At 66.0% G+C, this 22,770-nt stretch carries 19 protein-coding genes; 12 read left to right on the top strand and 7 right to left on the bottom strand.

The genetic code is table 11. From position 1 onward, the window contains the following. The first annotated feature begins 40 nt into the window (after window positions 1-40). The 10 genes from aroQ to C8J43_RS09535 all read left to right on the top strand — a co-directional run bounded on the left by aroQ (window position 41) and on the right by C8J43_RS09535 (window position 11,348). A complete protein-coding gene (aroQ, locus tag C8J43_RS09580; RefSeq protein WP_207893365.1) occupies window positions 41-493 on the top strand; it encodes a type II 3-dehydroquinate dehydratase in 453 nt (150 codons plus the stop codon). A 14-nt stretch (window positions 494-507) separates the two neighbouring features. After that, on the top strand, window positions 508-996 hold the full coding sequence (accB, locus tag C8J43_RS09575) for an acetyl-CoA carboxylase biotin carboxyl carrier protein (RefSeq protein WP_133030647.1): 489 nt from the start codon (window positions 508-510) through the stop codon (window positions 994-996). Then, window positions 996-2,348, top strand: a complete 1,353-nt coding sequence (gene accC / locus C8J43_RS09570) for an acetyl-CoA carboxylase biotin carboxylase subunit (protein ID WP_133030646.1) — start codon at window positions 996-998, stop codon at window positions 2,346-2,348. Before accB ends, accC begins: the two co-directional genes overlap by 1 nt. 17 nt (window positions 2,349-2,365) lie before the next feature. Further along, window positions 2,366-2,869, top strand: coding sequence for a hypothetical protein (locus C8J43_RS09565; RefSeq protein WP_133030645.1), 504 nt, complete (start codon window positions 2,366-2,368; stop codon window positions 2,867-2,869). Beyond that, the gene (locus tag C8J43_RS09560) at window positions 2,866-3,201 is read left to right on the top strand and encodes an arsenate reductase family protein (protein WP_133030835.1); all 336 of its coding nucleotides are present in this window, start codon (window positions 2,866-2,868) and stop codon (window positions 3,199-3,201) included. Before C8J43_RS09565 ends, C8J43_RS09560 begins: the two co-directional genes overlap by 4 nt. A 181-nt stretch (window positions 3,202-3,382) precedes the next feature. Next, window positions 3,383-3,721 (top strand): P-II family nitrogen regulator, encoded by a 339-nt coding sequence (locus C8J43_RS09555; protein WP_055875939.1) that lies wholly within the window; start codon window positions 3,383-3,385, stop codon window positions 3,719-3,721. 144 nt (window positions 3,722-3,865) lie between these two features. After that, window positions 3,866-5,278 (top strand): type I glutamate--ammonia ligase, encoded by a 1,413-nt coding sequence (glnA, locus tag C8J43_RS09550; protein ID WP_056490605.1) that lies wholly within the window; start codon window positions 3,866-3,868, stop codon window positions 5,276-5,278. Window positions 5,279-5,804: 526 nt separating this feature from the next. After that, the gene (locus C8J43_RS09545) at window positions 5,805-7,142 is read left to right on the top strand and encodes an AarF/ABC1/UbiB kinase family protein (RefSeq protein WP_133030644.1); all 1,338 of its coding nucleotides are present in this window, start codon (window positions 5,805-5,807) and stop codon (window positions 7,140-7,142) included. 30 nt (window positions 7,143-7,172) lie between these two features. Continuing rightward, window positions 7,173-8,663 (top strand): tryptophan halogenase family protein, encoded by a 1,491-nt coding sequence (locus tag C8J43_RS09540; protein WP_133030643.1) that lies wholly within the window; start codon window positions 7,173-7,175, stop codon window positions 8,661-8,663. Window positions 8,664-8,807: 144 nt separating this feature from the next. After that, on the top strand, window positions 8,808-11,348 hold the full coding sequence (locus tag C8J43_RS09535; protein WP_133030642.1) for a TonB-dependent receptor: 2,541 nt from the start codon (window positions 8,808-8,810) through the stop codon (window positions 11,346-11,348). A 69-nt stretch (window positions 11,349-11,417) separates the two neighbouring features. On the opposite strand, the gene C8J43_RS09530 is transcribed toward C8J43_RS09535, so the two are convergent. The 3 genes from C8J43_RS09530 to C8J43_RS09520 all read right to left on the bottom strand — a co-directional run bounded on the left by C8J43_RS09530 (window position 11,418) and on the right by C8J43_RS09520 (window position 14,470). Beyond that, window positions 11,418-12,752 carry an ATP-binding protein gene (locus tag C8J43_RS09530; RefSeq protein ID WP_347812503.1) on the bottom strand — a complete coding sequence of 445 codons (1,335 nt, stop codon included), beginning with the start codon at window positions 12,750-12,752 and terminating at the stop codon, window positions 11,418-11,420. Beyond that, the gene (locus C8J43_RS09525; protein ID WP_200912577.1) at window positions 12,749-13,429 is read right to left on the bottom strand and encodes a response regulator transcription factor; all 681 of its coding nucleotides are present in this window, start codon (window positions 13,427-13,429) and stop codon (window positions 12,749-12,751) included. Before C8J43_RS09525 ends, C8J43_RS09530 begins: the two co-directional genes overlap by 4 nt. 63 nt (window positions 13,430-13,492) lie before the next feature. Further along, window positions 13,493-14,470 carry a quinone oxidoreductase gene (locus C8J43_RS09520; RefSeq protein WP_133030641.1) on the bottom strand — a complete coding sequence of 326 codons (978 nt, stop codon included), beginning with the start codon at window positions 14,468-14,470 and terminating at the stop codon, window positions 13,493-13,495. A gap of 106 nt (window positions 14,471-14,576) precedes the next feature. Here C8J43_RS09520 and C8J43_RS09515 point away from each other — a divergent pair, with 106 nt between their 5' ends. Continuing rightward, window positions 14,577-16,037 carry an aldehyde dehydrogenase family protein gene (locus C8J43_RS09515; RefSeq protein ID WP_133030640.1) on the top strand — a complete coding sequence of 487 codons (1,461 nt, stop codon included), beginning with the start codon at window positions 14,577-14,579 and terminating at the stop codon, window positions 16,035-16,037. A 152-nt stretch (window positions 16,038-16,189) separates the two neighbouring features. On the opposite strand, the gene metH is transcribed toward C8J43_RS09515, so the two are convergent. The 4 genes from metH to C8J43_RS09495 form a co-directional block, all read right to left on the bottom strand. Next, window positions 16,190-18,907: a methionine synthase gene (gene metH, locus C8J43_RS09510; RefSeq protein WP_133030639.1), complete on the bottom strand. Its 2,718-nt coding sequence runs from the start codon at window positions 18,905-18,907 to the stop codon at window positions 16,190-16,192. A 143-nt stretch (window positions 18,908-19,050) separates the two neighbouring features. Next, a complete protein-coding gene (locus tag C8J43_RS09505; protein WP_133030638.1) occupies window positions 19,051-20,109 on the bottom strand; it encodes a homocysteine S-methyltransferase family protein in 1,059 nt (352 codons plus the stop codon). Between the two features lie 115 nt (window positions 20,110-20,224). Continuing rightward, entirely contained in the window at window positions 20,225-21,169 is a 945-nt protein-coding gene (gene metF, locus C8J43_RS09500; protein ID WP_056050763.1) for a methylenetetrahydrofolate reductase, read from the bottom strand. Continuing rightward, a complete protein-coding gene (locus tag C8J43_RS09495; protein WP_133030637.1) occupies window positions 21,166-22,119 on the bottom strand; it encodes a metalloregulator ArsR/SmtB family transcription factor in 954 nt (317 codons plus the stop codon). Before C8J43_RS09495 ends, metF begins: the two co-directional genes overlap by 4 nt. A 193-nt stretch (window positions 22,120-22,312) precedes the next feature. On the opposite strand from C8J43_RS09495, the gene C8J43_RS09490 reads away from it, so the two are divergent. Continuing rightward, a complete protein-coding gene (locus C8J43_RS09490; protein ID WP_107955214.1) occupies window positions 22,313-22,684 on the top strand; it encodes a hypothetical protein in 372 nt (123 codons plus the stop codon). The last annotated feature ends 86 nt before the right edge of the window (window positions 22,685-22,770 follow it).

The following is a 22,770-nucleotide window of genomic DNA, read 5'->3' as shown; positions in this document are numbered from 1 at the left end:
ACGCATATAGGGGGTCGTTCGCAGCCCCCGCAACCAGGAGCTGCCCTTGCCCGATACCGTCACTGCGACAGTGTTCGTCCTGAACGGCCCCAACCTCAACCTGCTGGGAACGCGCGAGCCGGAAATCTATGGCGACGAGACGCTCGACGATATCGCCGGGATGCTGGAGGACCGCGCTCGCGAGCTCGACCTGGAGATCGACATGCGCCAGTCGAATCACGAGGGCCACCTCGTCGACTGGATCCAGGAGGCACAGGCGCGCGGCGCGAAGGCCGTGATCCTCAACGCCGGTGCGTTCACGCATACCTCGGTCGCGGTGCACGACGCGATCAAGGGCGTGAAGACGCCAGTGATCGAAGTGCATCTTTCCAATCCCCATACGCGTGAATCGTTCAGGCATGTGAGCCTGGTCGGTCAGGCGGCGAAGGGTACGATAGCGGGTTTCGGCGCGCTTTCGTATCTGCTCGCGCTTGAAGCCGTCGCACGGTTCTGACAGGAGGCCCCGCCATGAACGATACAACCGAAAACACCAGTGCGATGCAGGTCGACGTGACCCTGGTGCGCCAGCTCGCCGAACTGCTCGACACCACGCAGCTGACCGAGATCGAGGTCGAGGACGGCTCGCGCCGCATCCGCGTCGCGCGCAAGGCCGCCCAAGCAGCACCCGTCGCGCATTACGCGCCGGCGCCCGCTCCGGCCCCCGTCTCGGCGCCGCTGTCGATGCCGCAGGCCGAGGTCGGCGCGTCCGCCCCCGCGATCAGCGCGAGCGCGGTCAAGTCGCCGATGGTCGGCACCGTCTATCTCGCCGCCAACCCCGAGGCGAAGCCGTTCTCGACGGTCGGTCAGAAGGTCAATGCGGGCGACACGCTGCTTATCATCGAGGCGATGAAGGTCATGAACACGATCGTCGCGCCGTCGGCCGGCACGGTGACCGCGATCCTGGTCGAGAACGGCCAGCCGGTCGAGTTCGACCAGCCGCTGGTCGTGGTGGAATAATGCCGCAAATCAAGAAGCTGCTCATTGCGAATCGCGGCGAGATCGCGCTGCGGATTCACCGTGCCTGCCACGAGATGGGCATCAAGACGGTGGCGGTGCACTCGACTGCCGACGCCGACGCGATGCACGTCCGGCTCGCGGACGAGGCGATCTGCATCGGACCGCCGTCCGCCGCGGACAGCTATCTGAACATCCCGAACATCATCTCGGCCGCCGAAATCTCGGGCGCGGATGCGATCCATCCCGGCTACGGCTTCCTCAGCGAGAACGCGCAGTTCGCCGAGATCGTCGAACTCCACAACATCCTGTTCGTCGGGCCCAAGCCCGAGCACATCCGCACGATGGGCGACAAGGTCCAGGCAAAGCGCACCGCGGGCGCGCTCGGGCTGCCGCTCGTCCCCGGGTCTGACGGCGCGATCAGCGACATCGCCGAAGCGAAGCGGATCGCCGACTCGATCGGCTATCCGGTGATCATCAAGGCGGCGTCGGGCGGCGGTGGTCGCGGGATGAAGGTCGTCAACGATCCCGACGATCTCGAAACGCAGATGCAGCAGGCCGGCAGCGAGGCGAAGGCCGCGTTCGGCGACGCCACCGTCTACATGGAAAAATACCTCGGCAATCCGCGGCATATCGAATTCCAGATCTTCGGTGACGGCAACGGCAACGCGATCCACCTGGGCGAGCGCGACTGCTCGTTGCAGCGCCGCCACCAGAAGGTGCTCGAGGAAGCGCCCTCGCCGATCATCACCGCCGAAGAGCGCGAGCGGATGGGCGGGATCGTCGCCAAGGCGATGGCCGACATGGGCTATCGCGGCGCGGGGACGATCGAGTTCCTGTGGGAAGCGGGCGAATTCTACTTCATCGAGATGAACACCCGGCTCCAGGTCGAGCATCCGGTGACCGAGATGATCACCGGGCTGGACCTGGTGCGCGAGCAGATCCGTGTGGCCGAGGGTCATCCGCTGACGCTCCGTCAGGAAGACGTCCAGTTCCGCGGTCACGCGATCGAATGCCGCATCAACGCCGAGGATCCGCGCACGTTCGCGCCGTCGCCGGGGCTGGTGAAGGTGTATCACGCGCCGGGCGGGATGCATGTCCGCGTCGATAGCGGGCTGTATGCGGGCTATCGCGTGCCGCCTTACTACGACTCGATGATCGCCAAGCTGATCGTCTACGGGACGACCCGGCAGGGTGCGCTGCGCCGGTTGCGGCGTGCGCTCGAGGAAATGGTGATCGAGGGTGTGACGACGACGATCCCGCTGCACCGCGCGCTGCTCGACGATCCCGAGTTCCAGGAAGGCGCGTACACGATCAAGTGGCTGGAAGAGTGGTTGGCCAAGCAGGGGGCGTAGGTTCGATGTCGCGGTGGATGTTGCTTGCCGTTCCGGTCCTGCTGGCTGCGGGACCGGCATCCCCCGATCCGGTCGAGGGATTGGCCGGGCGCTATTACGCTCAGTTTGCCAACGGCACGGTGACCGGCGAAAAATACACCGGCGAGAATGTCGTCGAGATCGTGCCCGTAGCTGCGAACGCAGCCTATGTCCGCGCGCATCTCGATTTCTTCAACGGTCATCAGTGCGACATCGCTGGCATCGCGACTTCCCGCGGGGCGACACTCGTCTATCGCGACCTCGACACGCCGTTACCCGGAGAACCGGCGTGCGTGCTTACCGTCTCGCAAGCTGGGTCTTCGCTCAAGCTCGACGACGGCAATCGGGGATGCAGTACCTATTGCGGCGCACGGGGCAGCCTGACGAACATGAGCGTGCCGTTCGCGAGCCGCCGCCCGATCCGGTACATGCCGCGTCTCAAGGCATCCGAGCAATATCGGCGTGCTATGACGGAATGGCGGACGGGGAAGCCGACATCGTGAAGGCGACGATCTACCACAACCCGCGTTGCTCCAAGTCCCGCGAGGCGCTCGCGCTACTGCAAGAAGCCGGAGCGGACGTCACGATCGTCGAATATCTTAAGAACCCGCCCTCCCGCGCGGAGCTCGTCCGCCTCTACGACCGCGCCAGCATGACGCCGCGCCAGGGCCTGCGCATGGCCGAGGATGGCGCCAAGGCGGTCAAGCATGGCGACGCCGAGGCGATCCTCGACGCGATGATGATCGATCCGCTACTGATCGAGCGCCCGCTGGTCGAGACCGACAAGGGCGTCCGGCTCGGCCGCCCGATCGCGCGGCTGCACGAGATCCTGTGATTGGCTCCCCTGCCCTTGGATTGCGCACGCACCGCCCAGGTGCCGCAATTTCGGGCAGTGAAATCAACGATATTCCGCGGTTGCCCGAGGGCGCTGCGGCTGGCACGCTTGGTGCAATGCGCCCTTCAGGGCGTACAGCTCGCTCGCAAGGGCGAGGGTTTCAACAATCGGGGGCGTACCTGTGAAAAAGATCGAAGCCATCATCAAGCCGTTCAAGCTGGATGAGGTGAAGGAAGCGCTGCACGAGATCGGCGTGAGCGGCATCACCGTGACCGAGGCCAAGGGCTTCGGCCGCCAGAAGGGCCACACCGAGCTGTATCGCGGCGCGGAATATGTCGTCGACTTCCTGCCCAAGGTGAAGCTCGAGGTCGTCGTCGAGGACGGGCTCGCGCAACGAGTCGTCGAGGCGATCGCGGCAGCCGCGCAGACCGGCCGGATCGGCGACGGCAAGATCTTCGTCATCCCGGTCGAGAGCGCGCTTCGCATCCGCACCGGCGAGCGCGACGACGACGCAATCTAGTTTCGAACCACGCATATTGCGTTGACGACGAGTGACGACATCGTCATTTGACGCGACGCAACATTGTGTGGAAATTCTGTTCCATACCGCAATTAGATTCCCCGCATGATGCGGCGGAAATCTCAAAAACGAAGGGCAAGCATCATGGCGAATTCGGCCTCCGACGTTCTCAATATGATCAAGGACCAGGAGATCGAGTGGGTCGATCTGCGGTTCACCGATCCCAAGGGCAAGTGGCAGCATCTGACGATGGTCGCCAGCCTGATCGGCGAAGACGAGCTGACCGACGGCCTGATGTTCGACGGCTCGTCGATCGAGGGCTGGAAGGCGATCAACGAGAGCGACATGACGCTCAAGCCCGATCTCGACGCGGTCTATGTCGATCCGTTCTCGGCGACGCCGATGATGATCCTGATCTGCGACATTGCCGATCCGTCGACCGGGGAACTGTATTCGCGCGATCCGCGCTCGACCGCCAAGCGCGCCGAGGCGTATCTGCTGACCACCGGCGTCGGCGACACCGTCTATGTCGGCCCCGAAGCCGAATTCTTCATGTTCGACGACGTCCGCTTCGAGAACAGCTATTCGACCAGCTACTACAAGATCGACGACATCGAGCTGCCGGGCAATTCGGGTCGCGAATATGAGGGCGGCAATCTCGGCCACCGTCCCCGCGCCAAGGGGGGGTACTTCCCGGTCGCACCGGTCGACAGCGCCGTCGACATCCGCGGCGAGATGGTCTCGACGATGATCGAGATGGGCCTGCCCTGCGACAAGCATCACCACGAAGTCGCGGCCGCACAGCATGAGCTGGGCCTGACCTTCGGTACGCTGACGCAGACCGCGGATCGCATGCAGATCTATAAGTACGTCGTCCATCAGGTCGCGCATGCGTACGGCAAGACCGCGACGTTCATGCCGAAGCCGATCAAGGAGGACAACGGTTCGGGGATGCACACGCATTTCTCGATCTGGGAAGGCAAGACCCCGCTGTTCGCCGGCAACGGCTATGCGGGCCTCAGCGACATGTGCCTGTATTTCATCGGCGGCATCATCAAGCACGCCAAGGCGGTCAACGCGTTCACCAACCCGTCGACCAACAGCTACAAGCGCCTCGTCCCCGGCTACGAAGCGCCGGTGCTGCTCGCCTATTCGGCACGCAACCGCTCGGCATCGTGCCGCATTCCGTACGGCACCGGCCCCAAGGCGAAGCGCGTCGAAGTGCGCTTCCCGGACGCGCTGGCCAACCCGTACCTTGCGTATGCGGCGCTGATGATGGCCGGCATGGACGGCATCCTCAACAAGATCCATCCGGGCGAAGCGATGGACAAGAACCTGTACGACCTGCCGCCGGCAGAGCTCGCGCAGGTCCCGACCGTCGCGGGTTCGCTCCGCGAGGCGCTCGAATGCCTGCTCGCGGATCACGACTTCCTGCTAAAGGGCGACGTGTTCTCGAAGGATCAGATCGAGAGCTATGTCGAGATCAAGTACGCCGAGGTCGCGCGCTGGGAGATGACGCCTAGCCCGGTTGAATATGATATGTACTACAGCGGATAAGGCGCACGGCGCACGCGGCCAGCGCAAGCTGACCGAGAGACGCCGAAGCCCGGCCGGCGTCGCGAACCGCGACGACCGACGGCGTGGCTTTGCCACGTCGCTGAATTGGAAGAGGGCGTCCGGAGCAATCCGGGCGCCCTTTTTCTGTCAGGCCAAACGAGATCCCTTCTCTTCGTCCTGGCAAGTTCAGACGGGAGGGAGATCAGAACAATGCCCCCTTCGTCATTCCCGCGGAGGCGGGAACCCATACTGGCTGACGGCGCGATCGAAGCGCGAGTGGTCGAGTTTATGGATCCCCGCCTGCGCGGGGATGACGATGCGGTGTAGGCCGAAGTGCGGCCGCGCGGAGCTCGTTTCCCCGCGAAGGCGGGGACCCAGTCTGGGCTCCCGCCTTCGCGGGAGAACAAACTTTGCGGGAGCAACATGGGTAGCCTTGGTTAACTTCGAGGGTGGGCTCGGATTGATCGACCGTGACCGCCACCCATATCTTTCCCGAGAGCTCTCCCGAAGAAACCAAGGAACATCTGTGACCGAAGACAGCGGCAACAGCGCCGGACGCGCGATCCCCAGCGGCCGCCTCGCCCGCCTCGGCGTCTTCGGCAAACTCGCAGGCGGTGTCGCCGGGGGAGTCGTCGCGGAAGGCGCACGCCGCCTCGCAAACGGCGAACGCCCCAAGATCGGCGACCTACTCCTGACCCCCGCCAACGCCACCCGCGTCGCCGACCAACTCTCGCACCTCCGCGGCGCCGCGATGAAGCTGGGGCAGATGATCTCGATGGACGCGGGCGACATGCTCCCGCCCGAACTCGCGACCATCCTCGCCCGCCTGCGCAACAACGCGAACCACATGCCGCCGCAGCAGCTCGATCGCGTGCTTGCCGCCGAATGGGGCAAGGATTGGCGTCGCAAATTTGCACATTTCCAGGCGCACCCGGTCGCCGCCGCCTCGATCGGTCAGGTCCACCGTGCGCGCCTGCCAGACGGAACCGAACTGGCGATCAAGGTCCAGTATCCCGGCGTGATGGAGAGCATCGACGCCGACGTCGACAACGTCGCGACGCTGCTGCGCGTGTCGGGCATGCTCCCCAAGTCGCTCGACATCGCGCCGTTGCTCGACGAGGCGAAGAAGCAGCTCCACGAGGAGGCCGATTACCTTCGCGAGGCGCAAATGCTGGCGCGTTACGGCGATCTGCTCGCCGACCAGTCGCAGTTCGTCGTGCCCGCGCTCTATTCCGAGCTCACCACGCCACGCGTCCTCGCGATGAGCTTCGTCACCGGCGTCCCCGTCGAGACGCTGGAGACCGCGTCGCAGGATGTCCGCGACCGCGTGATGCACGACCTGATCTCGCTCGTGCTGCGCGAGTTGTTCGACTGGCGGCTGATGCAGACCGATCCAAACTTCGCCAACTATCGCTGGCAGTCCGAGACGGAAAAGCTGGTCCTGCTCGATTTCGGCGCCGCCCGCCCCCTTCCCGCCGAGACCGGTGAAGGGTATCGCCGCCTGCTTACCGCAGCACTGGCGGGCGACCGCGACGCGGTACGCGAGGCCGCTATCGCCGCCGGTTTCCTCGGCGAAGCCGCCGTGCTCCAGCACCGCGCACTCGTCGACCGGATGATCGACGTGATCCTCGTCGAACTCGCCAAGCCCGGCCCGTTCGACTTCGGCGACCGTGCGTTCGTCGGCGTGCTCCGCGAACAGGGCACCGAGATCGCGCGCGACCGCGATACCTGGCACCTGCCGCCGATCGACACGCTGTTCGTCCAGCGCAAGATCAGCGGCACCGCGCTGCTCGCCGCCCGCCTCAAGGCCCGAGTCGACGTCCGCGCGTTGATCCAGCATTCCTTCGGCGAAGCAACGCTCTAGGCCGCCACCGATCCTCCCGTATAAGGCGGCATGACCAGTCCGACCGCGCCCGTGTCACTCAAGACCATCGTCATAGTCGGCGGCGGCACCGCGGGCTGGATCGCCGCCGCAATGCTCGCGCGGTTCGTGCCCCGCACGACGAAGATCCGGCTGATCGAATCCGACGCGATCGGCACGGTCGGCGTCGGCGAGGCGACGATCCCGCAGATCCGCCTGCTCACCGCCGCACTCGGCATCGACGAGAATGCGATGCTCGCCGCCACGCAGGGCACGTTCAAGCTCGGCATCGAGTTCGTCGACTGGACCGGTCCCGGCAGCCGCTACATGCACGCGTTCGGCGCGGTCGGGCGCGGCCTGGGCGTCGTACCGTTCCACCACCACTGGTTGCGCGCGCGGGCATCCGGGACTGCAGCACCGCTCGGCGAGTATATCGCGAGTGCGCAGGCGGCGGCGGATGCGCGGTTCGATCGCCATCCCGATCTCGCCTACGCCTATCACTTCGACGCCACGATGCTGGCCCGCTGGCTGCGCGGCCTAGCCGAAGCCAGCGGCGTCGAACGAATCGAAGGGCGGATCGTCACCGCACAGCGCGATGGCGAGACCGGGGACCTGACCGGCGTCACGCTGGACGACGGCCGCGCAGTCGAAGGCGACTTCTTCCTCGACTGCTCGGGGTTCCGCTCGCTCCTGCTCGGCGAGGCGCAGGGCGTCGCGTTCGAGGACTGGTCGCACTGGCTACCCTGCGACCGCGCGATGGCGGTGGCCTGCGAGACGACCGCGCCGCTGCTCCCCTACACGCGAGCGACCGCACGGCCGGTCGGCTGGCAGTGGCGGATCCCGCTCCAGCATCGCACCGGCAACGGCCTGGTCTACGCCGCCGCACACCTGTCCGACGACGAAGCGACGGCGCGCCTGCTGGCCAACCTCGACGGCGCGGCGATCGGCGATCCCCGCCCGTTGCGCTTTGCCACCGGCAAACGCGCGACCTTCTGGAAGCGAAACGTCGTCGCGCTGGGCCTCGCCTCCGGGTTCATGGAGCCGCTCGAATCGACCAGCATCCACATGGTGCAATCAGCGGTGGCGCGGCTGTTGTCGCTGTTCCCGTCGGCCGGCGACAATGCCGCCGCGCGGACCGCGTACAACCATCAGACGCATGTCGAATATGACACCGTCCGCGACTTCCTGATCCTCCACTATCACGCCAATCGCCGCCCGGAGCCGTTCTGGCAGCGGTGCCGCGACATGCCGCTGCCCGATCGGCTGGCCGAAAAGATCGCGCAGTTCCGCGCCGCCGCGATCCTGACGCAGGACGTCGCGGATTTGTTTACCGAACCGGCCTGGCTCCAGGTTATGATCGGTCAGGGCATAAATCCCGTCACGTGGTCGCCACTTGCCGAGGCGCTGTCGCCGGATCAGCTCGCCGGGTTCCTCGCCGACATCCGTGACCGGCATGCCGCTACGGCCCGCGCGCTTCCAGCGCATGCCGACACCGTCGCGCGTCACTGCATGGCGAGACGCTAGCACGCGACTTCCTGCTCGCCGCATCGCAACATTAAGCCAGCATTAAAAGCGCCCTACACGCGATTCTTAAATCCGTAACCGGCGCGCCACGACTGCCCCTTATCGCGCCCATCAAGGCAAAGGTGTCTGAAAAGGGAAATCTCGATGTTGAATGCAGCAAGCCTGCGCGTGCGGTTGCTGGCCGGCGCCGCGCTGACCGCCGGGCTGACGATGGCGATCGCCTCGCCAGCTCTCGCGCATGCCGACCCGGCAATCGCCAAGGACGCCGCCGCGACCGCGCCTGCCGCCACGCCGACCGATCCAGCCGATCCGGCAGCTGCGCCCGCCGCCGATCCCGCCGACCAGACCGGTCTGGGCGAGATCGTCGTCACCGCGACCAAGCGCGAGACGAACCTGCAGAAGACGCCGATCGCGATCAACGTGCTCAACAGCCAGGCGCTGACCGACCGTCACGTCCAGAGCCTGTACGACCTCGCCGACGGCGCGGTGCCGTCGTTGCGCGTCGCGACGTTCGAGGCGCGCCAGTCCGCGCTGACGATCGGCATCCGCGGCATCGTACCGCTCGACGCCAACCAGCCCGCGCGCGAGCAGGGCGTCGGTATCTATATCGACGGCGTATATCTGGGTCGCCAGCACGGCCTGAACGCCGCGCTGTTCGACGTCGACCGGATCGAAGTCCTCAAGGGCCCGCAGGGAACGCTGTTCGGTCGCAACACCGAAGGCGGCGCGCTAAGCATCGTCACCAAGGGCCCGAGCGGCAAATGGGGCGGCAGCGCAACCGCGGGCATCGCCAACTATGGCGGCTATAACGGCGCATTGCGACTCGACCTTCCCGAAGTCTACGGCGTGTCGCTGAAGCTCGACGGCGTCGTCCAGTATCAGGGTGCGACCACCAAGAACCCGCTCGTCGGCCAGACCGGCTTCAATTATTATGATCGCCGCGGCTTCAAGGCGACCGCGCGAGTCCATCCGATCTCGGGCATGACCGCCGATTTCAGCTATGACAACGGCTACGACTCGAACAGCCCGTTCTACAGCCAGCTGCTGAACTTCAACCCGAATGCGTGCAAAGCCGGCGCGCAGGCGGCGTCTCCCGCTTGTGCCCTGCCCGGCACCAACTACGCGACGCTCACCGGCAGCGTGAAGCCGTTGCCAAGCCAGGTCGTCATCAACGGCAACAGCCGCGCGAAGGTCGCCGACATCGGCGTCCCGCAGCAGCCGAGCATCGACAAGACGCACGGCTTCACGTCGAACATCCGCTGGGATGTCGCGCCCGAGATCGAACTCCGGTCGATCACCGCATGGCGCGGCGTGAACGCGACGCAGTACGATAACAGCGGCGGCTATCACCGCGTCCCCGTCGTCGCCGCGGGCTGCACCGGCACCGCGTGCAACTTCAGCCGCTACAGCCTCGCCGATCTCCACCAGAACCAGTTCAGCCAGGAATTCCAGGCTGTCGGCACGGTCGGCCAGTTCGACTACGTCGCCGGGCTGTACTATTTCAACGAACACATCAGCGACGACGCCGCCACGCCGAATTCGCTGGCGTTCAATTCGACGCTGTCGACGATTTCGGTTCTCGATCCCTGCACCGGTTCGGGCGGTTTCGGATCGCAGCCGGGCTGCCGCTCGATCGATCGTGCGTCGGAAGTCTTCTCCAAGAGCTATGCAGGCTATGGCCAGGTGACGTGGAACGCGACCGACGCGATCCATCTGACCGCCGGCGGCCGCTACACGCGCGACGAAAAACAGGGTGTGCTGCATTATTCGCGCAACCTGAACTATGACACGGCGACCGCGGCCCAGCTGACCGCGGCGGGCTACAAGCCGCTCGACGCCAGCTGGAACCGGTTCAATCCGATGGCGACGCTCGCCTATGACGCCAGCGACTCGGTGCACCTCTACGCCAAATACGCGACCGGCTACCGTGCCGGCGGTGCCAGCTCGCGCACGTCGAACTACCAGACGTTCAACCCGGAGGACGTGAAGTCGTACGAGATCGGCGCGAAGACCGATTTCTGGAACCACCGCGCGCGCCTGAACCTTGCCGGCTACATCATGGACCGCAAGAACAGCCAGGTCGACATCAGCTCGATCCAGACGACCGCGTCGGGCAGCTTCAACAACCTCGTGACGATCAATGCGCCCGGCATCACCAAGATCCGCGGGATCGAGGCGGACCTCACCGTGCAGCCGGTCACCGGGCTGACGCTGACCGCGGGGTATGCGTACACCTACACCAAGATCCCGCCCGTGCTGATCGCGTCGACCGGCGTGTACCAGAACTTCTACATCGTGTTCACGCCGCGCAACGCCGCCAACGGCTCGATCGACTACACGATGCCGGTTGGCGACATGGACCTGAAGTTCCACCTCGACGGCAACTATTCGCAGGCGACGCAGACCTTCGATCAGTTCGCGACCAAGAACGATCCGGCGTTCATCGCCAACGCCCGCCTCGCCCTGGCGAACATCCAGGTCGGCGGCAGCAACGCGGTGACCATCTCGGCCTGGGTCCGCAACCTGTTCGACAAGCAGTATGTTTTCCGCCGCGATCCGTCGAACAGCCTGCCGGGTGCCCCGACGACGAGCACCGCCTCGGGCAGCATCAGCAACGTCCTCGGCGACTACGGCAACTTCAACGCGCCGCGCACCTACGGCATGGAGGCTTCGGTCAAGTTCTGATCGGGCTTACCGCGTAGAAATGGAAACTCGGGCAGGCGCTCAGCCTGTCCGGGTTTCGTCGTTTCAGCCCTAGGGCAGCGCAATGACGACGCGCAGTCCGGGGGCCGCATCTTCGAGTACGATCGTGCCACGATGAAGCCGGACGATCGCCTGGATCAGCGGCAGGCCGAGGCCGTGACCTTCGTCGTGGCGGCTGGCGTCGAGCCGTCCGAACCGCCGCAACGCCAGCTTGCGCTGATCCACCGGGATACCGGGGCCGGTATCGGTCACCGTAAGCATGGCGGTCCTGCCGGTGGTCGTGACGCCGATCTCGATGCGCGTCCCGGGCGGCGTATGGCGAAGCGCGTTCTCGATGAGGTTCACGAGCATCTGGCCGAGCAGGTGCCGATCCCCGAGGATTTCTGCCGGCGCCGCGGCATCGAGAACCAGCGTTCGATCGCCATCGGCGACCACCGGCTGCATCATCGTCGCGACCTCGTCGGCCAGCGCCGCCAGATCGAGCGCTGCGAACGCCGCACGACGATCGCCACCCTCGACCTCCGCGATCCGCAGCATCGCCGCGAACATCTCGAGCAGTTCGTCGCTCATCGCGATCGCCGCTTCGAGATCGTCGCGCTGCGCGTCCGTCTCGGCGCGATGCAACGCCAGCGCCAACTGGCTCTTCAGCCGGGCGAGCGGCGTGCGCAGGTCGTGCGCGATGTCGTTGGAGACGTTGCTGATGCTCGCCATCAGCTCGGATATCCGGTCGAGCATCCGGTTGAACGCCATTGCCTGCTGCGCGAACTCGCCGCCCGACGGGTGGATCGGCACGCGGCGTGCCATGTCGCCGTCGATGATCGCCTCCACCGTCCGCCGCATCTCGCCGATGCGTCGCCGGATCGTGACGACGAAGACCAGCATGCCGGCGATCACGATCAGCACGATCGAGCCGAACCCGAGGAGGTAGATTCGCACGCGCGCCGCATTATAGTCGTCGAACGGCTCGGTTTCGGCGATCGTCGTAAGCGTCATGCCGCGGCCGACATCACGGACCAACGCGCGCCCCGCCGAGAGACCCGCGATCCGATCCTTCACCGCGACCGTCGAGAAACCGAGCGGAAGGCGGCGCAGCTTGGCGATGTTGCCACCCAGCCGCCGGCCGTCCATGTCGAGCAGCAGGAAGCCGATATCGCCGGTATCGCGTTCCTGCGTCGCCGCGTTGATCCGGCGGACGAGTTCCTCGGGGCTGCGATCGCCGAACGTGCCGGCGACCTCGTCGCTCACGGCTTCGATCCGACGATCGACCAGCCGTTCGATCGTTTGCTGCGTTACCGTGTGGATCGCGAACCCGGTACCGATCGTCGCAACGAGGAACGCCAGCACGAACGCCAGCGTCAGTGCGCGCAGCGACCGGAACCGCATCATCCGCGCAGCATATATCCGACGCCGCGTACCGTGAGGATCGGGTCGCGGCCCCCCGCCGCGGTCAGCTTGACGCGCAGGTGACGAACATAGACGTCGACGATGTTGGTGGTCGGCGCGAAGTCGTATCCCCAGACCCGCTCGACCAGCATCGCCCGGGTCAATACCGCATCGGCATTGGCGACGAACTCGCTGAGCAGCTTGAACTCGAGCTTGCCTAGATCGAGCGCGATCCCGTCGCGCCATGCACGGAACTTGGTCGGGCTGACGACGATATCGCCCGCTCTGATCGTATCGGCACTGCCCCCGGTCCAGCCGCGCCCTCGGACGACCGCGGCAAGACGTGCGCTGAGTTCGGCCGCGGCGACCGGCTTCACCACGTAATCGTCGGCGCCCGCCTCGAGACCCTCGACCTTCTCCACCGAGCGGCCGAGTGCGGTGAGCATGATCACCGGCAGCGTCATGTTGCCGCCACGCAACCGCTCGAGCACCGCCATGCCGTCGACCTTGGGCAGCATCCGATCGAGCACCACCGCATCGAACGGCGCGCTGTCGACCGCCGCCAGCGCCTCGCGGCCATCGACCGCGACCGTCACGCAGTGATCGAGCCCACGCAATTCCTCCGCCAAGGTCTGCGCGAACACCGCATCGTCCTCGACCAGCAACAGATTCAAGCTCATCGTCATCTCGCCGAAAGGGGGCGTTCGCCGTACCGCGATTCGCCCCCGAGGCAAACCACCGGCTTATTCGGGGAGCAGGAGCGTGCTGCCCCAAGTCTTGCCGCTCTCGACCGCGCGGTGCGCGTCGGCGGCGTCTTCGAGCGCGAAGGTCTGGCCGATCTCCGGGGTGACCGCGCCGCTGTCGAGCATCGCGAACAGGCGCGCGATGCCGGCCTGCTTCTCCTCGGGCGTGGCGTAGTAATCGAACAGCGTCGGGCGGGTGACGAACAGCGATCCCTTCCGTGCGAGCACACCGATGTTGACGCCGTCGACCACGCCGCCGGCATTGCCGTAGCTGACGATCAGCCCGCGCCTGGCCGCGCTGTCGAGCGAGGCGTTCCACGTCGCACCGCCGACGCCGTCGAGCACGACGGGCACGCCCTCACCGTCGGTGATCTCGCGAACGCGCGCGGCGATGTCCTCGGACTTGTGGAGGATGACGTGATCGGCGCCGGCTTTCCGCGTCCGCGCCGCCTTGTCCTCGCTGCCGACGCTGGCGATGACGGTCGCGCCGATCGCCTTCAGCCAGCCGACCAGGATATGGCCAACACCGCCCGCCGCCGCATGGACGAGCACGGTCTGGCCCGCCTGCACCTTGGCGCAACGCTCGACCAGGAACTCGGCGGTGGTGCCCTTGAGCAGGATCGCCGCGGCGGTCCGGTCGTCGAGCGTGTCGGGGAGCTTGAACAGCTGGTTCGCAGGTACGTTGCGCTCCGTCGCATAGGCGCCGCGCGAGGGGCCGAACGTCCCGACCCGGTCGCCGGGCGCGAACTCGGTCACGCCCTCGCCGACCGCCATCACTACGCCCACCGCCTCGCTGCCAAGCCCTGACGGCAGGTCGACCGGGTACACGCCACTGCGGTGATACGTGTCGATATAGTTCAGCCCGACCGCGGTGTTGCGCATCCAGACCTCACCCCTGGCCGGTGGCGGCAGTTGGATATCGTGCCACTGGATGACCTCGGGGCCGCCGGTCTTCTCGATGAATGCCACTCTCGCCATGCCGGCCTCCTGATACGTCTGGCGGTCACCCTAGCCGACGCGTTTCGGGTTGCAACCGATCTCCGCAGAGCCCATTCCTTGGCGAGACAAGATGCGGAGAGGCACGATGAAAAGCTATTTGAAGCAGTATATTGACGGCGCATGGGTCGAGAGCGAGGGCGGCATTGTCTATCAGGTGATCGATCCGTCGACCGAGCAAGCCTGCACCGAGATTACGCTGGGCACCGCCGCCGACGTCGACAAGGCCGTAGCCGCAGCGCGCAACGCGTTCGAAAGCTGGAGCCAGACGAGCGTACAGGAGCGGCTCGACGTGCTCGGCCGGATCATGACCGAATACAAGGCGCGGATGCCCGATCTCGCCAAGGCGATGTCGCAGGAGATGGGCGCCCCGATGGCGCTCGCCTCGATGGCGCAGGCGCCGACCGGCCTCGCGCATTTCTCGGCGACCGCGAAGGCGCTGGCGGCGTTCGAGTTCTCCGAGACGATCGGCAAGGCGACCGTCGTGCACGAGCCGCTCGGCGTCGTCGCGATGATCACGCCGTGGAACTGGCCGCTGAACCAGATCTGCGCGAAGGTCGCGCCTGCGCTGGCCGCCGGTGACACGATGATCCTGAAGCCGTCCGAGGAAGCGCCCTCGTGCGCGGTGATCCTGGCCGAAATCATGGATGCGGCGGGCGTGCCGGCGGGCGTGTTTAATCTCGTCAACGGTGACGGTCCAGGCGTTGGCGCGGCGCTGTGCACGCACCGCGACATCGACATGGTCAGCTTTACCGGCTCGACGCGGGCCGGCGTCGCGGTCGCCTTGGCGGCCGCGCCGACCGTGAAGCGCGTGCATCAGGAGCTTGGCGGCAAGGCGGCCAACCTCGTGCTGGAGGGCTCCGATCTCGCGGCCGTCCTGCCGCCGACGGTCGCGGGGGTGCTCGCCAATTCGGGCCAGAGCTGCATCGCGCCGACCCGTTTGCTGGTGCATGCGAGCCAGGTCGCGGAGGCGACCGCGATCGTGAAGTCGATGATGGAGCAGACCAAGGTCGGCGATCCCGCCGAGATGGGCCAGCACATCGGCCCGGTCGTCAACAAGGCGCAGTTCAACAAGATCCAGGGGCTGATCCAGTCGGCGATCGACGAAGGTGCGACGCTGGTCACCGGCGGCGTGGGTCGGCCGGACGGGCGCAATGCGGGGTATTACATCCAGCCGACACTGTTTACCGACGTGCGGCCGGACATGCGGATCGCGCAGGAGGAGACGTTCGGTCCGGTCGCGACGATCACGTCGTACGCCGATCAGGACGAGGGCATCCGCATCGCCAACGCGACCGAATACGGCCTGTCGGCGACGATCTCGGGTGACCCAGCGGCGGCGGCGAAGGTCGCACCGAAGTTACGTGCGGGGCTGGTGACGATCAACTCGTGGAGCCCGGACATCGGCGCGCCGTTCGGCGGGTACAAGCAGTCGGGCAATGGTCGTGAGAACGGGCGCTATGGGCTGACCGACTTCATGGAGGTGAAGACGATCACCGGCCTGCCCGGTGACGTGCGTCAGGGCAAACCAGCCGAAGCGGGCGCTTAAGGGTTACGCTCGCTTCTTGTGGGGAGCTCGTCAGGCACGAGCCCCCCCGTCATCCTGACGAAAGTCAGGATCCAGAGCCATGAAAGCTGCCTGTCGTAACCCTGGATCCTGACTTTCGTCAGGATGACGGACGGGGTGACGAACGTTTCAGCCTAGTCGAGGTTTGGACGAAGCCAGCGTTCCGCAGTTTTCAGGTCGGCGCCACGGCGTTTGGCATAGTCCTCGAGCTGGTCGCGGCCGACGCGGGCTACCCCGAAATACTCCGCCTGCGGGTGGCCAAAATAGAAGCCCGAGACGGCGGCGGTCGGGAACATCGCGAAGCTCTCGGTCAGTTCCAGCCCGGTCGCGGTCTCCGCGTCGAGCAGGTCGAACAGGATCGGCTTGAGGCTGTGGTCGGGGCACGCAGGGTAGCCCGGCGCCGGGCGAATGCCGCGATATTGTTCCTTGATCATCGCTTCGTTGGTGAGCTGTTCGTCCGGCGCATAGCCCCACAGGTCGGTGCGGACGTGCTTGTGGAGGCGTTCGGCGAAGGCTTCGGCGAAGCGGTCGGCGAGCGCCTTCAGCAGGATGTCGTTATAGTCGTCGTTGTCCGCCTTGAAGCGGGCGATGTGGTCGTCGATGCCGTGGATGCCGACCGCGAAACCGCCGAACCAGTCGTCCTGGGTGTCGACGAAATCGGCGAGACACATGTTGGCGCGGCCTTCGCGCTTGGCGATCTGCTGGCGAAGCATGGGCAATCTATATTCCTCCCTGGCACGGGGAGGGGGACCATCCGCAGGATGGTGGAGGGGAGCCTCCGCGAGCGGGACGCTGTGTGGCACGCCCCCTCCACCGCTGCGCGGTCCCCCTCCCCGTGCCGGGGAGGATACAAGTATGTCATCCCCTTCACGCCGTGCCGGCCACAGCCCCGCGACTCCACGCGGGGTCAGCCACTTCTCCGCAACGATCGTATCGAGCATCGCCTGCGCATCCGCATACAGCGAAGTCGCGCTCTCGCCGACCACTTCATCAGTCAGGATCGCCGGGAAATTCCCCGCCAGTTCCCACGCGCGGAAGAACGGCGTCCAGTCGATATAGTCGCGCAGGTCCGACAGATCCCAGTCCGCGAACACATGCACGCCCGGCTTCACCGGCGCAGGCGGCTTCATCGCAAAGTCCGCCACGAACCCGCGCGCGCGAGCCGTCTCCAACGGCAAAAGCTCGCTCTGCCCCTTGTTAACGCGCGAGATCCGTACCGCCTCATACTCGTCCGCGGTCTTCGTCACGAACTCGTCGCGGATCGTGTCCGACACCAACGTCGACGCGACACCCACCGCCCGGCTGGCATCGAGCACATGCACCACCGGGCCATCATAGGCCGGCGCGATCCGCAGCGCGGTGTGCACCTTCGAGGTCGTCGCGCCGCCGATCAGCAGCGGCATCGTCATGCCGGCGCGCTTCATCTCCTCGGCGACCGTCACCATCTCGTCGAGCGACGGCGTGATCAGCCCCGAGAGCCCGATCATGTCCGCATCGTTCTCGTTCGCCGACTCCAGGATCTTCGACCAAGGCACCATTACGCCGAGATCGACCACGTCGAAGCCGTTGCACTGCAGCACCACGCCGACGATGTTCTTGCCGATATCGTGCACGTCGCCCTTGACGGTCGCCATGATGATCTTGCCCTTGCCGCGCGCGCCGGGCTCCTTGGCCGCCTCGATATATGGCAGCAGATGCGCGACCGCCTTCTTCATCACGCGCGCCGACTTCACGACCTGCGGCAGGAACATCTTGCCCGATCCGAACAGGTCGCCGACGACGTTCATGCCGTCCATCAGCGGGCCTTCGATGACCTCGATCGGCCGTCCGCCATTGCCGGCGATGATCAACCGTGCCTCTTCCGTATCCTCGACGACGTGGAGGTCGATACCCTTGACCAGCGCATATTCGAGCCGCTTGTTGACGCCGAGCGAGCGCCATTCCGCCGCCGCCTTCTCCGCGACCACGTCGGTGCCGCGATAGCGTTCGGCGAGCGCGACGAGCCGGTCGCCAGCCTCGGGATCGGTGTTGAGCACGACGTCCTCGACCGCCTGGCGCAGCTCGGGATCGATGTCATCATAGATGTCGAGCTGGCCGGCGTTGACGATCGCCATGTCCATGCCCGCCGGGATCGCGTAATACAGGAAGACGCTGTGCATCGCGCGGCGCACCGGCTCGTTGCCGCGGAACGAGAAGCTGAAGTTCGAGAGCCCGCCCGAGATGTGGCAATGCGGGCAGCGCGCCTTGATCTCCCTGCACGCCTCGATGAAGTCGACGCCGTAGTTGTTGTGCTCCTCGATTCCCGTGGCGACCGCGAACACGTTGGGATCGAAGATGATGTCCTCGGGCGGGAAGCCGATCCCGACGAGCAGCTTGTACGCGCGCTCGCAGATCTCGACCTTGCGCTCCTTGGTGTCCGCCTGACCGACCTCGTCGAACGCCATCACGACGACGGCCGCGCCGTACGCCATGCATTTCCGCGCCTGGGCGAGGAACTGCTCCTCGCCTTCCTTCATGCTGATCGAATTGACGATCGGCTTGCCGCTGACGCACTTCAGCCCGGCCTCGATCACGCTCCATTTCGAGCTGTCGACCATGAACGGGATCCGCGCGATGTCGGGCTCGGCGGCGATCAGCTTCAGGAACGTCGTCATCGCGTGATGCGCGTCGAGCAGCCCCTCGTCCATGTTGACGTCGAGCACCTGCGCGCCGCTCTCGACCTGCTGGCGCGCGACCTCGACCGCTGCCGGGTAATCGCCCGCCATGATCAGCTTCTTGAAGCGCGCCGAGCCGGTGACGTTGGTACGCTCGCCGATGTTGACGAAGGAGGTGGAGGAGGTTGTCGTGGTCATCGGTTTTCCAATTCCTCCCCGGTACGGGGAGGGGGACCGCTCGCAGAGCGGTGGAGGGGGCTCTCCACGAACGTTACGCCTGGTGGAGAGCCCCCTCCACCACGCCTTTCAGGCGCGGTCCCCCTCCCCGTGCCGGGGAGGATTTACGCCGCCATCGTGAACGGTTCGAGGCCGGCGAGCTTGGTCCGCACCTCGGGCCGAGCCACAGCCCGTGGCTCGAGCCCGCGGACGACATCCGCCATCGCCTTGATATGCGCCGGCGTCGAGCCGCAGCAGCCGCCGAGCACGTTGACCTGCTTGGCCATCGCCCACTCGCCGACCAGCCCCGCCGTTGTCTCGGGCTGCTCGTCATACTCGCCGAGTTCGTTCGGAAGCCCCGCGTTCGGATAGACCATGATCAGCGTATCGGCGATCGCCGACAGCGTCTTCACGTGCGGCCGCAACTGCTCCGCGCCGAACGAGCAGTTCAGCCCGATCGTGATCGGCTTGGCGTGCCGCACCGCGTGCCAGAACGCCTCGACCGTATGCCCCGAGAGGTTGCGCCCGCTAAGATCGGTCAGCGTCATCGACATCATGATCGGCACGTCGCGTCCGAGCGCGTCGCCCGCCTCGATCGCCGCCATGATCCCGGCCTTGGCATTGAGCGTATCGAACACCGTCTCGATCAGGATGAAGTCGACGCCGACCCCCTCGCCGCCTTCGAGCAGCGCGTCGATCTGCTCACGGTACACGCCCTTCAGATAATCGAAGTCGATCTCGCGGAAGCCGGGATCGTTGACGTCGGGCGACAGCGACAGCGTCTTGTTGGTCGGCCCGATCGCGCCAGCGACGAAGCGCGGACGGCCGTCCTTCGCCTCGTATTCGTTCGCAAGCCGGCGGGCGATCCGCGCGGACTCGACGTTGATCTCGCGCACCAGATGTTCGGCGCCGTAGTCCGCCTGCGAGATGACGTTCGCGCTGAACGTGTTGGTCGAGACGATGTCCGAGCCGGCTTCGAGATATTCGCGCGTGATCGTCTCGGGGACGTCCGGCTTGGTGATCGCCAGGATGTCGTTGTTGCCCTTCTGGTCGTGCGACAAGCCGAGAGTGCCCGCATAGGCCGCCTCGTCGAGCTTCCAGTTCTGGATCTCGGTACCGAACGCGCCGTCGGTGATCAGGATGCGCTTGGCGGCTTCCGCGTTGAAACGTTCACGTGGTGTCATCGTCGATCTCCTCCCCTCCCGCTGGCGGGAGGGGTCGGGGGAGGGAAGTGCCGCAAGCGAGACGGTCGGGTTGGGCCAGCCCCTCCCCTAACCCCTCCCGCAGGCGGGAGGGGAATTATGCCGCGGCGACCTTGTCGACCGGCTTCGCGCGCACGCCGAGCATGTGGCAGATCGCATAGGCCAGCTCCGCGCGGTTGAGCGTGTAGAAGTGGAAATCCTTCACGCCGCCCGCGTAGAGCCGCCGGCACATCTCGGCCGCGATCGTCGCCGCGACGAGTTGCCGAGCCGAGGGATGATCGTCGAGCCCCTCGAACAGCCGGTCCATCCACGCCGGGATCTCAGCGCCACACAGCCCCGCGAATTTCCGCGTCTGCGCGACGTTCGAGACCGGCAGGATTCCCGGCAAGATCTGCGCGGTGATCCCCGCCGCCGCAACCCGGTCGCGAAACCGGAAATACGCTTCGGGCGAGAAGAAGAACTGTGTGATCGCGCGGGTCGCACCGGCATCGATCTTGCGCTTCAGATTGTCGATGTCGGCGTCGTGACCGCCCGATTCCGGATGGCATTCAGGATACGCTGCGACCGAGATCTCGAACGGGTGCAGCTTCCGCAGACCGGCGACCAAAGCCGCGGCGTTTTCATACCCGCCCGGATGCGCCTGATACGGCTGGCCCAAAGTGGGCATGTCGCCGCGCAGCGCGACGATATGGCGCACGCCCGCTGCCCAATATTCCTCGGCCACCTGGTCGATCTCGGCCTTGGTCGCCTCGACGCAGGTCAGATGCGCGGCGGCGTTCATCGACGTCTCGCGCTGGATCCGCGCCACCGTCGCATGCGTCCGCTCGCGCGTGGACCCGCCCGCGCCATACGTCACCGACACGAAATCCGGGCCGAGCGGCTCTAGCGTGCGGATTGCCTCCCAGAGCTGCGTCTCCATTTTCTCGCTCTTCGGAGGGAAGAACTCGAAGCTTAAGCCGACATCACCCGCAAGATCCGCGAACAGCGGTTCTTCGAGCGCGCGGCGCGCTTCGGCCAGTTGGGGGATCGAAATGTTCGTCATGCCGCCTTCACCTCACGCAAGCTCGCGCCGATCTTCCGACCGAGCCATAATTTCACCGTCAACTCACCGCCCTCGAGCGTCTCGACGCGCGCCGTCTGCAGGCCCGCCGCCTCGAACCACGCCGCCATCTGCTCGTCCGCGAACCCGAGACGCGTATGCGCATCGCGCAACCGCAGTTCCTCGCGGTCGTGGCTGGCAAAGTCGGCGATCAGCAACCGTCCGCCAGGAGCCAGCACTCGCGCCGCTTCACTCACCGCCGCACCCGGCTGCTGCGCGAAGTGCAACACGTGATGCAGGATCGCGACGTCCGCTGCGGCATCCGCCATCGGCAGCGCGTACAGGTCCGCCTGGCGCAGTTCGGCATGCGTCATGTCGTGCAGCTTGGCGCGCGCGAGCCGCAGCATCTCCGAACTGCGATCGATCCCGAGCGCGACCGCCGCCCGTCCGCCGAACAGTTCGAGCATCCGCCCCGTGCCCGTGCCGATATCGATCAATGTCCCGACCGGCGCATCGCCAAGCACGGCGGCCATAGCCGCCTCGACCTCGCTGTCGGCAACATGCAGCGACCGGATCGCGTCCCACTCGTCGGCGTGCCCCTCGAACCACGCCGCTGCCGACGCCGCCCGATCCGCGCGCACCGCCGCAAGCCGCGCTGCGTCAGCCACCGCCCAGTGATCCGGCTCGGCCTTCGCCCAGACGTCGAGTGCTCCCGCGACCGGCTCGACCACGTCCGCAGACCCCAGCGCGACGAACACCCAGCTGCCTTCCTTGCGGCGTTCCGCAAGCCCGGCATCGCACAGGATCTTCACATGGCGCGACACGCGTGGCTGGCTCTGACCGAGCACCTGCGCCAGCTCGCCGACCGACAGCTCCATCCGCCGCAACAGCGCGAGAATCCGCAACCGGGTCGCGTCCGCCAAAGCACGGAAGATTTCGAGCGCCATCGTCATGCACAGACATATAAAGAATTCTTTATATGAGGTCAACGCAGGCGTGCGCGTCTTCGACATTGGCCATATCCGCCCGCGACTTATCGCATCGCGGCCGATCGTGACGGATCGGAAACGCTTTATCCGCGTTCGATTGCGCTATGGGCTGGGCATTACCCGGTCCACAAGACGACATCCACGGGAGTAGATACCTATGAAGAAGTTCCTGATCCCCGCCCTGGCGCTCACCGCCGGCCTCGCAGCCTGCAGCAACAACGCGCAGGACCAGACCGCACAGGCGGCCAACGCGATCGCCGCCGATGCCAGCGCAACCACCGCCAATGCCGTCGACGACGTCAGCGCCGCCAGCGATCGCGCGCTGGGTTCGGCCGAGCGTTCGCTCGACAACGCCGGTGCCAAGATCGACAACTCCACCGATCATCTCGACGCCAAGGCCGACCGCGCCGGTGACCGGATCGAGGCCGGTGCAGACCGTGCGGGTGCTGCGATCAGCAACGGTGCAGACCGCGCCGCCGACGCCACCGGCAACGCGCTGACCCGCGCCGGCAACGCGATCAAGGACTGATCTCTGCATGGACCGCCGCCCACCCACTCCCGTCATCCCAGCGAAAGCTGGGATCTCCTTGTTCGGGTCCCAGCGACCCAAACGGA

The organism is Sphingomonas sp. PP-CE-1G-424 (assembly GCF_004341085.1).
In the GTDB taxonomy this organism is placed as follows: domain Bacteria; phylum Pseudomonadota; class Alphaproteobacteria; order Sphingomonadales; family Sphingomonadaceae; genus Sphingomonas.
Note: the sequence above shows the minus strand (reverse complement) of the source record. Positions and strands in the feature narration are given on the sequence as shown.

Bases quoted from the DNA above. Each gene is read 5' to 3' on its own strand.
- accB (WP_133030647.1), top strand. From the start codon at position 508: ATGAACGATACAACCGAAAACACCAGTGCGATGCAGGTCGACGTGACC.
- accC (WP_133030646.1), top strand. From the start codon at position 996: ATGCCGCAAATCAAGAAGCTGCTCATTGCGAATCGCGGCGAGATCGCG.
- C8J43_RS09565 (WP_133030645.1), top strand. From the start codon at position 2,366: ATGTTGCTTGCCGTTCCGGTCCTGCTGGCTGCGGGACCGGCATCCCCC.
- glnA (WP_056490605.1), top strand. From the start codon at position 3,866: ATGGCGAATTCGGCCTCCGACGTTCTCAATATGATCAAGGACCAGGAG.
- C8J43_RS09540 (WP_133030643.1), top strand. From the start codon at position 7,173: ATGACCAGTCCGACCGCGCCCGTGTCACTCAAGACCATCGTCATAGTC.
- C8J43_RS09535 (WP_133030642.1), top strand. From the start codon at position 8,808: ATGTTGAATGCAGCAAGCCTGCGCGTGCGGTTGCTGGCCGGCGCCGCG.
- C8J43_RS09530 (WP_347812503.1), bottom strand. From the start codon at position 12,752: ATGATGCGGTTCCGGTCGCTGCGCGCACTGACGCTGGCGTTCGTGCTG.
- C8J43_RS09525 (WP_200912577.1), bottom strand. From the start codon at position 13,429: ATGAGCTTGAATCTGTTGCTGGTCGAGGACGATGCGGTGTTCGCGCAG.
- C8J43_RS09520 (WP_133030641.1), bottom strand. From the start codon at position 14,470: ATGGCGAGAGTGGCATTCATCGAGAAGACCGGCGGCCCCGAGGTCATC.
- C8J43_RS09515 (WP_133030640.1), top strand. From the start codon at position 14,577: ATGAAAAGCTATTTGAAGCAGTATATTGACGGCGCATGGGTCGAGAGC.
- metH (WP_133030639.1), bottom strand. From the start codon at position 18,907: ATGACCACGACAACCTCCTCCACCTCCTTCGTCAACATCGGCGAGCGT.
- C8J43_RS09505 (WP_133030638.1), bottom strand. From the start codon at position 20,109: ATGACACCACGTGAACGTTTCAACGCGGAAGCCGCCAAGCGCATCCTG.
- metF (WP_056050763.1), bottom strand. From the start codon at position 21,169: ATGACGAACATTTCGATCCCCCAACTGGCCGAAGCGCGCCGCGCGCTC.
- C8J43_RS09495 (WP_133030637.1), bottom strand. From the start codon at position 22,119: ATGACGATGGCGCTCGAAATCTTCCGTGCTTTGGCGGACGCGACCCGG.
- C8J43_RS09490 (WP_107955214.1), top strand. From the start codon at position 22,313: ATGAAGAAGTTCCTGATCCCCGCCCTGGCGCTCACCGCCGGCCTCGCA.